Annotated in this window: 10 protein-coding genes; 1 reads left to right on the top strand and 9 read right to left on the bottom strand. The window is 74.2% G+C overall.

Going from position 1 to position 13663, the window contains the following annotated elements; translation table 11 throughout:
- The first annotated feature begins 77 nt into the window (after window positions 1–77).
- Window positions 78–2681: a rifamycin-inactivating phosphotransferase gene (gene rph / locus ACFYNX_RS02230; RefSeq protein WP_388656720.1), complete on the top strand. Its 2604-nt coding sequence runs from the start codon at window positions 78–80 to the stop codon at window positions 2679–2681.
- 34 nt (window positions 2682–2715) lie between these two features.
- On the opposite strand, the gene ACFYNX_RS02225 is transcribed toward rph, so the two are convergent.
- The 9 genes from ACFYNX_RS02225 to ACFYNX_RS02185 all read right to left on the bottom strand — a co-directional run bounded on the left by ACFYNX_RS02225 (window position 2716) and on the right by ACFYNX_RS02185 (window position 13540).
- Window positions 2716–3909: an MFS transporter gene (locus ACFYNX_RS02225; RefSeq protein WP_365540517.1), complete on the bottom strand. Its 1194-nt coding sequence runs from the start codon at window positions 3907–3909 to the stop codon at window positions 2716–2718.
- 47 nt (window positions 3910–3956) lie between these two features.
- Window positions 3957–5894, bottom strand: coding sequence for a sigma-70 family RNA polymerase sigma factor (locus tag ACFYNX_RS02220; RefSeq protein ID WP_388656718.1), 1938 nt, complete (start codon window positions 5892–5894; stop codon window positions 3957–3959).
- 433 nt (window positions 5895–6327) lie between these two features.
- Window positions 6328–6600: a GlsB/YeaQ/YmgE family stress response membrane protein gene (locus ACFYNX_RS02215; protein WP_388656716.1), complete on the bottom strand. Its 273-nt coding sequence runs from the start codon at window positions 6598–6600 to the stop codon at window positions 6328–6330.
- Between the two features lie 107 nt (window positions 6601–6707).
- Window positions 6708–8210, bottom strand: coding sequence for an MFS transporter (locus tag ACFYNX_RS02210; RefSeq protein WP_388656713.1), 1503 nt, complete (start codon window positions 8208–8210; stop codon window positions 6708–6710).
- A gap of 115 nt (window positions 8211–8325) precedes the next feature.
- Complete coding sequence (locus ACFYNX_RS02205) at window positions 8326–8976, bottom strand: 4'-phosphopantetheinyl transferase family protein (protein ID WP_388656712.1); 651 nt, start codon at window positions 8974–8976, stop codon at window positions 8326–8328.
- Window positions 8977–8982: 6 nt separating this feature from the next.
- Entirely contained in the window at window positions 8983–9606 is a 624-nt protein-coding gene (locus ACFYNX_RS02200; protein WP_388656710.1) for an isochorismatase family protein, read from the bottom strand.
- 48 nt (window positions 9607–9654) lie between these two features.
- On the bottom strand, window positions 9655–11367 hold the full coding sequence (locus ACFYNX_RS02195) for a (2,3-dihydroxybenzoyl)adenylate synthase (RefSeq protein WP_388656708.1): 1713 nt from the start codon (window positions 11365–11367) through the stop codon (window positions 9655–9657).
- Window positions 11364–12539 carry an isochorismate synthase DhbC gene (gene dhbC / locus ACFYNX_RS02190; protein ID WP_388657812.1) on the bottom strand — a complete coding sequence of 392 codons (1176 nt, stop codon included), beginning with the start codon at window positions 12537–12539 and terminating at the stop codon, window positions 11364–11366. Before dhbC ends, ACFYNX_RS02195 begins: the two co-directional genes overlap by 4 nt.
- 185 nt (window positions 12540–12724) lie before the next feature.
- A complete protein-coding gene (locus ACFYNX_RS02185) occupies window positions 12725–13540 on the bottom strand; it encodes a 2,3-dihydro-2,3-dihydroxybenzoate dehydrogenase (protein ID WP_388657809.1) in 816 nt (271 codons plus the stop codon).
- Window positions 13541–13663: the final 123 nt, after the last annotated feature.

The raw sequence follows: 13663 nt of genomic DNA, 5'->3' as shown, positions 1-13663 counted from the left end.
CGGGGGCCTTGCGGCAAGGCCCCGGTCGTGCCGCAGAATCGTCGGTCTCGGCCACGACCTGCGGAAAGAGGAGCACGATGGACACGCGGTACGTCTGGGACCTCCAGGAGATCGACGGGACGCAGGTCGCGGTCGTCGGGGGCAAGGGCGCGCACCTGGGCGCGCTGTCGCGGATCGACGGCGTCCGCGTGCCGGCCGGCTTCTGCGTGACCACGGACGCCTTCCGGCGGGCCCTGGCGGGAGCGCCGTCGCTCGACGGCCTGCTCGACCGGCTGTCCCGCCTGGACCCGGACGACCGGGAGGCGACCCGTACGCTCAGTGCGGAGGTCCGCCGGGCCGTTGAGGCGCTCGCCGTCCCGGACGACGTCGCGGAGGCGGTCACGGGCGCGCTCGCCCGGTTCGGCGAGCACGACGCCTACGCCGTCCGCTCCAGCGCCACGGCGGAGGACCTGCCGACGGCCTCCTTCGCCGGCCAGCAGGACAGCTACCTGAACGTCGTGGGACCGGCGGAGGTCCTCCGGCACGTCGGCCGGTGCTGGGCCTCGCTGTTCACCGAGCGGGCCGTGACCTACCGGCGGCGCAACGGCATCGACCACCGCACGGTCCGCATGGCCGTGGTCGTCCAGCGGATGGCCTTCCCCGACGCGGCCGGCGTCCTCTTCACGGCCGACCCCGTCACGGGCGACCGGCGGGTCGCCACGGTGGACGCCGGCCTCGGGCTCGGCGAGGCCCTGGTCTCCGGCCTGGTGAACCCGGACGTCTTCACCGTCCGGGACGACGAGGTCGTCGCCGAGACGATCGCCGTCAAGCGCCACGCCCTCCAGCCCCTGCCCGGCGGCGGCACGCGGGAGGTGGAGGTCGACGCGGAGCGGCGGGAGCGGCCGGCGCTGACGCGCGGTCAGGTCCTGCGGCTGGTGCGGCTCGGACGGCGCATCGAGGCCCGCTTCGGCCGCCCGCAGGACGTCGAGTGGTGTCTGGTCGACGACGACTTCCGGATCGTCCAGAGCCGGCCGATCACGACGCTGTTCCCCGTCCCCGAGGCCGGCGACCGGGACAACCACGTCTACGTCTCGGTCGGTCACCAGCAGATGATGACCGACGCCATGAAGACCCTGGGGCACTCCATGTGGCGGCTGACGGCCATGGTCCCCATGCACGAGGCCGGCGGGCGCCTGTTCGTCGACGTCACCCGGCGCCTCGCCTCGCCCGCGAGCCGCGCCGCCCTCCTGGACGTCGTCGGCAAGGGCGACCCGCTGATCAGGGACGCACTGGAGACCGTCCTCGACCGCGACGACTTCCCCCTGCCGCTCCCCGACGCCGCCCCTGCCGGGCCCGCGGGTCCCGGGACGCCCGCGCCCGCCCCCGTCGAGGCCGATCCGGCGATCGTCACCGCGCTGGTCGAGCGCAGCCGGACGTCCGTCGCCGCGCTGGAGCGCGACATCCGCACGAAGACCGGGCCGGAGCTGTTCGACTTCCTCCTCGAAGCCTTCGAGGAGCACAAGCGGGTCCTCTCCGACCCGCTGAGCTTCCGGGCCCTCATGGCGGGGATGGAGGCCACCTGGTGGCTCAACGACAAGCTGGAGGAGTGGCTGGGAGAGAAGAACGCGGCCGACGCGCTCACGCTCTCCGCCCCCGGCAACGTCACCTCGGAGATGGGCCTCGCCCTGCTCGACGTCGCGGACGCGATCCGCCCCCACCCGGAGGTCGTGGCGTTCCTGGAACGCGTCGGGGACGGCGACTTCCTGGACGAGCTGCCGAAGCTCCCCGGCGGGGCCGGGGCCCGCGACGCCGTCGAGGCCTATCTCGACCGGTACGGCATGCGCTGCGTCGGCGAGATCGACATCACCAGGCCGCGCTGGCGCGAGCGCCCCGCCGCGCTCCTGCCCGCGATCCTCGACAACGTCAGGAACTTCGGACCCGGCGCCGCCGAGCGGCGCTTCGAGCAGGGCCGGCGGACGGCCCTGGAGAAGGAACGGGACGTCCTGGCCCGACTGCGGGACCTGCCCGACGGGGAGCGGAAGGCCGCCGAGACCAAGCGGATGATCGACCGGGTCCGGACCTTCGCCGGATACCGCGAGTACCCGAAGTACGGCATCGTGAGCCGCTACGCCGTCTACAAGCGGGCCCTCCTCGAAGAGGCCGCGCGCCTCGTGCGGGCCGGTGTGCTCTCCGACGCGGAGGACGTCTTCCACCTCACGTTCCAGGAGTTCCGCGAGGCCGTGCGCACGCGGCGGGTCGACGAGGGGCTGGTCCGGCGGCGCGAGGAGGCGCACCGGGCGCACCGGGCGCTCACCCCGCCCCGGGTGCTGACCTCGGACGGCGAGGCGCTCAACGGGTCGTACCGGCGGGACGACGCGCCGGCCGGCGCCCTCGTCGGCCTGGCGGTCTCCGCCGGCACCGTCGAGGGCAGGGCCCGCGTCGTCCTCGACATGGAGGAGGCCGACCTGGAGGCGGGCGACATCCTGGTCACGGCCTACACGGACCCCAGTTGGTCACCCGTGTTCGTCGGCATCACGGGCCTGGTCACGGAGGTCGGCGGTCTGATGACCCACGGCGCGGTGATCGCCCGGGAGTACGGTCTGCCGGCCGTCGTGGGCGTCGACGGGGCCACCCGGCTGATCCGGGACGGGCAGCGGATCCGAGTGCACGGGACCGACGGGTACGTCGAGATCCTCTCGTGAGGCCGTGACCTCCCCGTCCGGGCCCGCCGGCCCGTCACTCCGGCCCCGTCCGCACCGGGCGCCGGAGCAGGTAGGCCCCCGCGCAGGCGACGAGCAGCAGCATGCAGCCCGTGAACACCAGGCCCGCCCGCTCCAGGCCGAGCGGGCCGGTCAGCAGGCCGACGCCGATCACGGGGAGCGAGATGCCCGTGTACGCGACCAGGAACAGGGTCGAGATCACCGCCGCGCGACGGTCCTCCGGCGCGGCCCCGGCGACGGCCGACAGGGCCGCGCGGAAGGTCAGGCCCTGCCCGGTGCCGCCGACGACGGCGGCCAGGACGACGAGCACGAGCAGGTCGGCGGCGAGCGCGCCCGCCAGGAGCGCCAGGCCGGCGAAGAGCACGGCGCAGCCCAGGGGCAGGGACCGGGACACCCCGACGCGGCCGACGAGGAACTGGCCCGCGGTGGAGGAGAAGAAGGCGAGGGCCACGATCAGGCCCGTCACCGCGTGGTTGTCCACGTGCAGGAAGCGGGCGAGGAATGCGGGGCTGACCGAGGTGAACACCCCGAACAGGGCGAAGCCCACGAAGGAGGCGAGCGCCGCCGGCACGAACACCCGGCGGACCGGCCCGGGCAGGGCCGGCCACCGGGGCCGTACGGCGGACAGCGGCCGGCGCTCCCGCACGGTCTCCGGCAGCCGCAGGACGACGAGGGCCGACAGCAGCGCCAGGACGAGGTGCACGGCGAACGGCAGCAGCAGCGGCTCGGGGGCGTACTCCGCGAGCAGCCCGGCGAGCAGGGGGCCGCAGCCGAGGCCGCCCATGTTGGCGGCCGTCGCCACGAGCGTCGCCCGGGACGCGCCGCCCGGCGGGGCCAGGTCCATGACGTAGGCGGTGGCGGCGCCGGTGAACAGGCCCGCCGACAGGCCCGAGAGCAGCCGGCCCGCGTACAGCCACCCCAGGCCGTCGGCGCACAGGAAGCAGACGGCGCTCGCCACCGCGAACCCGAGGCCCCAGAGCAGCGTCGGCCGTCTGCCGACCGTGTCCGAGGCGTTGCCCGCGAGGAGCAGCACGCCGATGACCCCGAAGGCGTACACGGCGTACACCACGGTCACGGTCAGCTCGGAGAACCCGAACTCCTCCTGGTAGAGCGGGTAGAGCGGCGTCGGCAGCGTGGTGCCGGCCATCCCCACGACGAACACGGCCCCGCCGAGCAGGCACCGGAGCCACCCTTGACGATCACCAACCATGCCGCCGACCGTAACTCCGGCGCGGGGCCCGGCGCGGGACCCCGTGGTCAGCGCGCGCCGAAGACCTGCGTCCAGTAGGGCCCGCCGTCGCCCGTGTGCAGGCCGACGCCCAGCTCCTTGAACGAGCAGTTCAGTATGTTCGCGCGGTGGCCGGGGCTGTTCATCCAGGACTCCATCACCTGCTCCGCCGTCCGCTGGCCCATCGCGATGTTCTCGCCGTAGGTCGACCAGCCGTACCCGGTGGCCGTGACGCGCTCGCCGGGCCCGGCGCCGTCCGGGTTGGTGTGGTCGAAGAAGTCCCGCGTGGCCATGTCGTCGGAGTGGCCCTGGGCGGCCCGGGCCAGGAGGGAGTTCCCGGTGACGGGGCCGCAGCCCTCCTTGGCGCGCTCGGCGTTGACCAGGGCGATCACCTGCTCCTCGACGGAGGTGTGACCGGAGTCCTGCTTCGTGGCCGTGGGGCTGCTCGGGGCCGTCGGCGTCTTGGTGACGGGCGCCTGCGTGGGCCTCCGGGTCGGCCGGTCCCGCACCGGCCGCGAGGTGGTCGGCGCGGCGGTCGTCGGGGCGGCCGAGGCGGAGGGCTTGGCCTTGGCCCCGGGCGTGGCGGTGACGCTCTTGCTGGGGCGCGGCGTGCCCGACGGCGTGGCCGTCGGGGTGACCGGGGCCGAGGTGCCGGCCGTGGTGGGGACCGTGTCCGGGGCCGACGCGGGGACCGTGAGGTCCACGGTCGAGGCGCGCGGCGCGTCCAGGGCCGTCAGGTCGTCCTCGTCGGGACCGTTGACCAGGGTGAAGGCCCCGCCGGTGACGGCGGCGACCGCCATGCCCGCGGCGATGACCACGCGCCGGCGCCCGCTCTGCTGCTGCTGTCGCCTGCGGCGGCGCGCGTTGCGGGCGCTGCGGGCGCCGAGGACGGGGGAGGGGCTCGCCCCGGGCGCCCCCGCCGACTCGTATCCGGTCGGCTCGTATCCGGCCGGTTCGTATCCGGTCGTTCCGGCCTGCTCGTACCCGGTCGTCCCGGCCGGCTCGTGGGCGTACTCGGCCGTTTCCGCCGTTTCATAGGCGTACGCGGGCGTTTCCATGGTTGCGTGCGCGTATCCGGATGCTTCGGCCGGTTCGGACCCGTACGCCGGGGAGCCCACCGGCTCGTACCCGGTCGGGTACCCGGCGGGGAACCCGGTCGAGGCGGCGAGGTCGAAGCCCGCGCGCTCGCGGAGGGACGCGAACAGGAGTCCGGCCGGGGGGACGAGCAGCAGTCCCGCGAGCAGGCCCTCGGCCGGGTAGAGACCGTGGGACAGGCCGGCGCAGTGCACGCACGCGCGGGCGTGCCTGGCTATTCGCTTGCGCCAGAGCCCGGACGGACGGCCGTCCCATCCGCCGAGCTCGTACCGCAGGTCGGGGCAGGGCGGGTTCTCCGTCAGCGCCCGGACGACGACGCGGGCGGCTTCCAACTGCGCCTTCATGCGCTGGACGCGCACCGCCGTGTGCTCCGGGGACAACTGGAGGGCGGAGGCCACCTCGTACCGGGTCAGGTCGCCCGTGCACTCCAGCCACCACAGGGACAGCAGGGCCCTGTCGTCCGGCTCCAGCCAGCGGGTCGCCTCGGCGGTCTCGCGCCGCTGGCCGGACAGGTTCAGCCGGACCACCGTCAGGCCGACGAAGTCGGCGCCCGGCTGGGGGAGGTCGCGGGCGTCGTCGAGGCCGCCCGTGACGAAACCGTTCTGCTGCCGGTGCCAGTGACTGCGGACCACGTTCATCGCGATGGCCACCAGCCAGGACCTGAAGCTGTCCGGGGCGCGCAGGTCGCCGAGCCCGGCGAGCGCCCGCAGCATCGTCTCCTGCACGACGTCGTCCACGTCGTGGTGACCGTTCATCGCCCGGCCCACGATGTTGTAGACCAGCGGCAGGTGGTGGGCGAGCAGCCGGTCCTGCGCCTGCGGATCCCCGCCCTGCGCCGCCCTGACCAGCTCCGTGAGCTGCTGTGTACTCATGCTCGAATCACCCTGCCTGTTCCGGTCGTCCTCGGGGGCCAGCACATGGGAGACCACCGGGTGCCGGGCCGATAACAGAAATCCCCCGGCTTTCCGGAGGAGATCCGGGAAGCGGGGGTCGGCCGGTGGGGCCCGGGGTCCTCGGGAGCGGTGGTATGACGCCGTGGTCCGCGCACGCGCCGACGGGAGGGACGGGGGACACGCGGACCTCCTCGGCGTGCGTGGACGGAAGCGCCCGGGTACGGCGTGTCCCGGGCGGGGAGCGCGCCCCACGGTAGCGGACGGGTCGGGGGCGCGGGCCGCCGGTCGCCGGACGTGCGTCGGCCCCGTCCTCGTCGGGGCCGAGGACGGGGCCGGTCGCGGGGCCCGTGGACGGGCCGTGCGCGCGTCGTGCGCGGAGTGGTGCGGGGCCGGGTGACCGGTCCTCACGCCGTTACGCGTGACGTCGCGAGTTGCCGGTGAGGAGGCGGTAGAGCAGGAGCAGGATCACCGAGCCGATGATGGCCGCGATCCAGGTGGACAGCTCGAAGAAGCCGTCGACGGAGTCGACGCCGAAGATCACCTTGCCGAGCCAGCCGCCGAGCAGGCCGCCCGCGATGCCGAGCAGCGTGGTGATGATGAACCCGCCCGGGTCGCGCCCCGGGGTCAGGGCCTTCGCGATGAGGCCCGCCAGCAGTCCGATGACGATCCAAGCGATGATTCCCATGGGTTCCGTCTCCTTCGCGTGTGCCGTTCGGCCCGTTCCGTCCTTATCGAACGCTTACATGGAACGCATGCGCGGAAACCGCGAATCCAAACCCCTTTCGGCGGAAATCAGGTGCTCGCCGGGGTGTCCCCGGCCGACCGCACCGACGACAGGGGCTCCGCGATGTCCTCCAGGGAGCGGCGCTCGGCGTTGACCGCCAGGAAGGCGGCGACGAGACCGGCCGCGCACATCAGCCCGGCGCCGATCTGGAAGGCGAGGACCGTGTCGCCGACGACCCCGGACGCGGTCAGGTCCGCGAAGAGCAGCGGGCCGCTGATGCCGCCGGCCGCCGTGCCGAGGGCGTAGAAGAAGGCGATCGCCATCGCGCGGGTCTCCATCGGGAAGATCTCGGAGACGGTCAGGTACGCGCTGGAGGCGCCCGCCGACGCGAAGAACAGCACCACGCACCAGCAGGCCGTCATCGTCGTGGCCGACAGCGAACCCCGGTCGAAGAGCCAGGCGGTGCCGAACAGCAGGATGCCGGAGAGCAGGTACGTCGACGAGATCATGATCCGGCGGCCGACCGTGTCGAAGAGCTTGCCGAGGAGCAGCGGCCCCATGAAGTTGCCCGCGGCGATCACGGCGAAGTAGTAGCCGGTGCTGCCCGTGGGCACGTCGAAGAAGGTGATCAGGATGGTGCCGAAGCCGAAGGTGATGGCGTTGTAGAGGAACGCCTGGCCGATGAAGAGCGAGAGTCCGAGGACCGCCCGGCGCGGGTAGGAGTGGAAGACGGTCTTGGCGATCAGGCCGAAGCCGATGCTCTTGCGCTGGTGGATGGTGATCTCGCGGTCCGGCGGGGGCAGCCGGACGCCCTTCTCCGCCTCGATCTCCTTCTCGACGGAGTCGACGAGTTCCTCCGCCTCGTCGCCGTAGCCGTGGATGAACTGCCACCGCGGGCTCTCCGGGACGTGCCGCCGCACGAGCAGGATGACCAGGCCCAGGACGACGCCGAGGGCGAAGCTGAGCCGCCAGCCGAGGTCTTTCGGGAAGATGTCGGTGTCCAGCATCACGATGGACAGCAGCGAGCCGCCGATCGCGCCCAGCCAGTAGCTTCCGTTGATGATGAGGTCGACCCGGCCGCGGTAGTGCGACGGGATCAGCTCGTCGATGGCCGAGTTGATGGCCGCGTACTCGCCGCCGATGCCGAAGCCGGTGAGGAACCGGAAGAGGAAGAACCACCAGGACTCGAACGACAGCGCCGTCATCGCGGTCGCCGCCAGGTAGACGACCAGCGTCACCATGAAGAGGCGTTTGCGGCCGTAGCGGTCGGTCAGCCAGCCGAAGAACAGCGCGCCGGAACAGGCGCCGGCCACGTACAGGGCGGCGGCCACGCCGGTGATCTGCGCGGCGGTGATGTCCAGGCCGCTGCCGTCCTCGGCGATGCGGCCGGCGACGTTGCCGACGATCGTGACCTCGAGGCCGTCCAGGATCCAGACGGTGCCGAGGCCGATCACGATCATCCAGTGCCACTTCGACCACGGGAGGCGGTCGAGGCGGGCGGGGACGGCGGTGGTGACCGTCGACGTCTCTCCCGGGCCCGGTGCGGGCGCCCGTGACACTCCAGAAGCCATGGCTGGTTCCCTCTCCGTCGCGTGATCCCCCACAGAACCCCTTCCCCCGGGTGCCCGGAAGGCGGTGGCCCATGCGGGTGAAGAACGCGCCGCGCGGGGGCGGAGAGGGTGCGCGTCAGGGGGCCAGCAGGGCCAGGGCGGCGGCGTGGCCGTCGAGCGGGGGCAGGTCGGCGAGGCGGAGGCCGGGGACCGGGGCCGGCCGGTCGGCCGCGCCCACGTACGGCTCGACGGCGCCCCGCGCCAGGCCCACGCCCGAGACCTTGAGCGCGGCCTCCTTGCGGGCCCAGCAGCGGGCGAACGCGGTCGGCCGGCCGGAGTCCGGGAGGGCCTCCAGCTCCGCCCGCTCGCGGGGGTGGAGGGCGCCGACCAGATCCCGTACCAGGCCGTCCGCCGGGACCGTCTCGACGTCCACGCCGACCGGCACCGGCGCGACCGCCACCAGGATCCGGTCCCCCGAGTGGGAGAGCGAGAAGTGCACGTCGTGGCCTTGGACGTACGGCTTGCCGTGCGGGCCGCCGCAGCCGACGCACGGCTGCCGGAGGAAGACGAGGCGCTCCGGGGGCTCGCCCACGTGGTGGCCCAGGACGAGCCGCAGCACGACGTGGGCGACCCGGTGCCGGTCCGCGTCCACCGGGAACAGGAACCGGGCGGCCCGGGCGCGCTCCTCGTCGTCGAGCACGGACGCGAGCGCGCGGGCCCGTGCCGCGGCCTCCGACACGCTGGCCGTCACCACCCCCGGGTGGCCCGGGACTTCCTCGTAGAACATGACAGGTCAGAATACCTGTTCGGTCGTCGTGACCACCGCGCAGCGGCCCGCCGCCCACTCCAGGGCCATCTTGTGCTCGCGCTCGGAGAAGTCGGCCACGGCGTCCGCGACGACGAAGGCCTGGATGTCGCTCATCCACGCGTCGCAGGCCGTCATCAGGACCCCGATGTGCGCGTACACGCCGGTGACCACGAGCTGGTCGCGGCCCTGCTCGCGCAGCAGCTCCAGGAGGTCGGTGCGGACGAAGGCGCTGTACTTCCACTTGGTGAGGCGGATGTCGCCGGGCTCGGGCGCGACGGCGTCCGCGATCGCCACGGCGCGCGGGTCGTCCGGGACGCCGGGGCCCCAGAAGTCCTGCTGGAGACCGCGCTGCCCGGGCGTCTGCCCGCCGGGCTGGGCGGTGTAGACGACGGGCACGCCGAGCCGGGCGGCCTCCTTGCGGAGCCGGTTCAGGTTGGCGAGCAGCGCGGTGAGCGGCTCGGCGCCGTGATCGAACGGGGCCAGGAAGTGGTTCTGGAGGTCGTGCACGAGGAGCACGGCACGGTCCGGGTCGACGGTCCAGTCCACCCGGTTGGCCGGCAGGTCGCCGGGGCGGGGCATCGGGTAGGGCGGGACGGCGGGGAGGCTCATGACGGTCCGTTTCGAAGAGGGTGGGGCGGGGGTGCGGGAGGCGGGCGGTCAGGCGCCCGCGCCCTCCGCGCGGAGGTCCTTCTTGGAGATCTTCCCGACGCCCGTCGTCGGGAAGGCGTCGACGAAGACGATCCGGTCGGGGACCTTGTAGGCGGCGAGGCCGCGCTCCCGGACGAAGCGCTTGAGGGCCAGGGCCTTGACCTCCTCGGCGTCCCGACGGCGGATCACGTACGCGCAACTGCGCTCGCCGAGGTACGGGTCGGGCTCGGCCACCACGTTGGCGTCGTGCACCGACGGGTGGGCCAGGAGGTGGTTCTCGACCTCCTCGGCCGCGATCTTCTCGCCGCCCCGGTTGATCTGGTCCTTGGCGCGCCCCTCGACCACCAGGTGGCCGCTCGGGGTGAGCCGGACGAGGTCGCCGGTCCGGTAGAAGCCGTCCTCGGTGAACGCGCGGGCGTTGTGGTCCGGCGCGTTCCAGTAGCCGCGGATCGTGTACGGCCCCCGGGTCAGCAGGTGGCCGGTGGTGCCGACCGGCAGGTCCTCGTCCTCGTCGTCGACGACCCTGATCTCGTCGTCCGGGGAGATCGGCCTGCCCTGGGTGGTGACCACCGTGTCCGGGTCGTCGTCGAGCCGGGTGTAGCAGACCAGGCCCTCGGCCATCCCGAAGACCTGCTGGAGGGTGCAGCCCAGGGCGGGCCGGACCCGGCGGGCCACCTCGTCGGCCAGCTTGGCGCCGCCGACCAGGAGCACGTCGAGGGTGGAGAGGTCGTACGCGGAGCCGGGGGCGGCGTCGATCCAGACGAGCGCGAGCGGCGGCACGAGGCCGGTGATCGTCACGCCCTCGTCCTGGATCAGCGGGAACGCCACGTCCGGGGCCGGCCGCGGGCACATGACGACCCGCCCGCCCGCGTACAGCGTGCCCAGCGAACCGGGGGAGGAGAGCGGGAAGTTGTGGGCGGCGGGCAGCACGCACAGGTACACGCTGTCCTCGTCGAGCGCGCAGATCTCGGCGGAGCCGCGCAGCGAGTAGACGTAGTCGTCGTGCGTCCGGGGGATCAGCTTGGGCACGCCGGTGCTGCCGCCGGAGAGCTGGAGGAACGCCGTCTCCGAGGGGTCGCGGTCGGGCAGGTCGACGGGCTCGGCCGGGACGTCGGCGAGCGCCTCGAAGGGTCCGGCGTCCTCGCCGACGACGAAGACGTGCCGCAGCTCGGGGGAGCGGGTGAGGACCGTGGTCGCCAGGGCGCGGTGGTCGAAGCCGCCGTGGACGTCGGGGATCACGTAGGCGGCGGCCCCGGTGAAGGAGCAGAAGTAGGAGATCTCCGACTCGCGGTGGGCGGGCAGCGCGAAGACGGGGAGCGCGCCGAGGCGGAAGAGCGCGAAGACCACTTCGAGGAACTCGGCGACGTTGGGCAACTGGACGACGACCTTGTCGCCGGCGCCGATGCCCCGGGCCGCGAGGCCGGCCGCGAGCCGGTCGGCGCGCAGGTCGAGTTCGGCGTAGGTCCAGGCGCGCCGGGCGCCGCCGGGGCCCGCGTGGTCGACGACGGCGACGCGGTCGGGGTGGGCCTCGGCCCGGGTGCGGAGCATCGTCCCGAAGGTGATGCCCTCCCACCAGCCGGCCGCCCGGTACCGCTCGGCGAACTCCGCCGGCCAGGTGGGGGTGGTGTACGGCTCCTCGCCGGGCGCGCCGGGCGCGCCGGGCGCGGCGGCCGGGAGGGGAGGGGCCGGGGCGGCGGGGAGGGGAGAGGCGGGCGCGGTCACAGCTCGGCTCCCACGGCGTGCAGGAAGGTGCGGAACTTCGCGGCGGTCTCGGCGGTCTCGTCCTCGGGCACGGAGGCGGCGACGACGCCGGCGCCCGCGTACAGGCGCAGCATGCGCTCCTCGGCCTCGGCGCAGCGGATGGTGACGACCCATTCGCCGTTGCCGTCCGCGTCGCCCCAGCCGACGATGCCGGTGAAGAAGCCGCGGTCGAAGGGCTCGGTCTCGCGGATCACCTCGCGGGCCAGCGGCGTCGGGGTGCCGCAGACCGCCGGGGTGGGGTGGAGCGAGGAGGCGATCTCCAGGGCCGACACCTCGGGGTGGGCGAGGGTGCCGGTGACCGTGGTGGACAGGTGCCACATGGCGGCGGTGCGGATCAGCGACGGCCGGGCGGGGACGTCGATGGTGGAGCAGTACGGGGCCATCGCCTGGTGCACGGCGTCGACGACGACCGCGTGCTCGTGGAGGTCCTTGGCGGACTCCAGGAGGGCCGCCGCGCGCCGGACGTCCTCGGCGAGGTCGTCGCTGCGGGGGGTGGAGCCGGCCAGCGGGTTGGAGACGAGCTGGTTGCCGCGCCGGGAGACCAGGAGTTCGGGGCTGGCCCCGAGCAGGGTGCGGCCGGGGCGGGTGGGCAGCGCGAAGGTGTAGCCGCACGGGTCGCGGCGGGCGAGCCGGCGGACCATGGCGGCGATGTCCAGCTCGCCGGGTCCGGTGACCTCCAGGGTGCGGGCGAGCACCACCTTGCTGAACTCGCCGTTCCACATGCGGTCGACGGCGGCGGCGACGCCCTTGGCGTAGTCCTCCGGCGCGGGGTACGGGCGGACGGTCCAGGCGCCGGCGCGGGGCGCGTCGGCGGGCAGCGCGACGAGCGGGTCGGAGGCGAGGGCCGGTCCGGTGCGGACGGTCTCGGGCACGACGAGCGCGGCCGGGGCGTCCTGGTCGAAGGGGATGGCGCCCATCACGACGGGGGCGGCGTGGCGTCCGGCGCGGGCCTCGGCGAGGGTGTCGGCCACCCGTTCGGCGATCGGGTCGGCGCCGTGCGGGACCTCGCTCAGCACGCCGTGGGCGAGCAGGGTCCGGGTGGGCGTGGCGAGGAAGCGGTCGCCGGCGCGGAAGGCGTCGAGCAGTCCGGTGGCGGCGCCGACGGCCGAGGAGCTGGGGGACGCGGCGCGCACGGGCGCCGCGGCGGGCGCGGGGGAGGGCGCGACGAGGGGGGCGGGCGCGGGGGCGGGTATGGAGGCGGACGCGGGCGGGTGCGCGGCGACCTGGGGGACCGTCGACACGGGTGGGCTCCTTGGTTCGGTGAGGTGGGTGGGCGGTGCGGACCTCCGGGGGCCGGGGGGCCGCACCGCGCGGGCCGTCAGCGCAGGGTGGCGCCGCCGTCGACGTAGAGGTCCTGCATGGTGATGTGGCGGGCCCGGTCGGAGGCGAGGAAGACGACCGCCTCCGCGACGTCCTCCGGCTGGGCGATGCGGCGCAGCGGGATGCCGGTGCGGTGGGCGGCGAGGTCGCCGTCGAGGACGCTGTCCGGGACGGAGTCGCCGTCCCACAGGGAGCGCTGCATCGGCGTGTCGGTGGAACCGGGACAGACGGCGTTGCAGCGCACGCCCCGGGCGGCCACCTCCAGGCCCAGGCACTTGGTGAAGGCCACGGCGGCCGCCTTGGAGGCGGCGTACACGCTCATGTCCGCGCGGGGTATCCCGGCGGCGTTGGAGGCGACGGTCACCACGGAGCCGGAGCCCCGGGCGGCCATGCCGGCGACGACGGCGCGCGACAGGTGGAAGACGCCGGTCGTGTTGACCGCGAAGACGTCCGCCCAGTCGCGGTCCGTCGTCTCGACGGCCGGTCCGGTCCGCAGCACCCCGGCGACGTTCACCAGGATGTCCACGGGGCCGAGTTCGCGGGAGACGCGCTCCACGGTCTCCGCCACGTCGTCCGGCGCGGTGACGTCGAGCCGGTACGGGACGACCGGCCCGGCGGCCGGGTCAGCGCCGGCGTCCTCGAACAGCCTGGCGACGCTCCGCTCCAGCTCCTGCTCCGAGCGGTCGGTCGCCGCGACGGTGGCTCCGCGCGCGGAGAGGGCGCGCACCACCGCCTCGCCGATGCCCTGGGCGGCGCCGGTGACCAGCGCCACGCGGCCCGCGAACTCACCGCGCGGGCCGGTGCCGTTCGGCACGGTACCGATGTCGGTGCCGATGCCGGTACCGTTCGACGCGTCGCCGCCCGGCGCCGCGCCGTCCGGCCGGTTCCCGCCCGGTCCGGGTCTGCCCGGTCCGTTGATATCCGTCACGATCTCTCC

It is taken from the genome of Streptomyces sp. NPDC007872 (assembly GCF_042868165.1).
In the GTDB taxonomy this organism is placed as follows: domain Bacteria; phylum Actinomycetota; class Actinomycetes; order Streptomycetales; family Streptomycetaceae; genus Streptomyces.
Note: the sequence above shows the minus strand (reverse complement) of the source record. Positions and strands in the feature narration are given on the sequence as shown.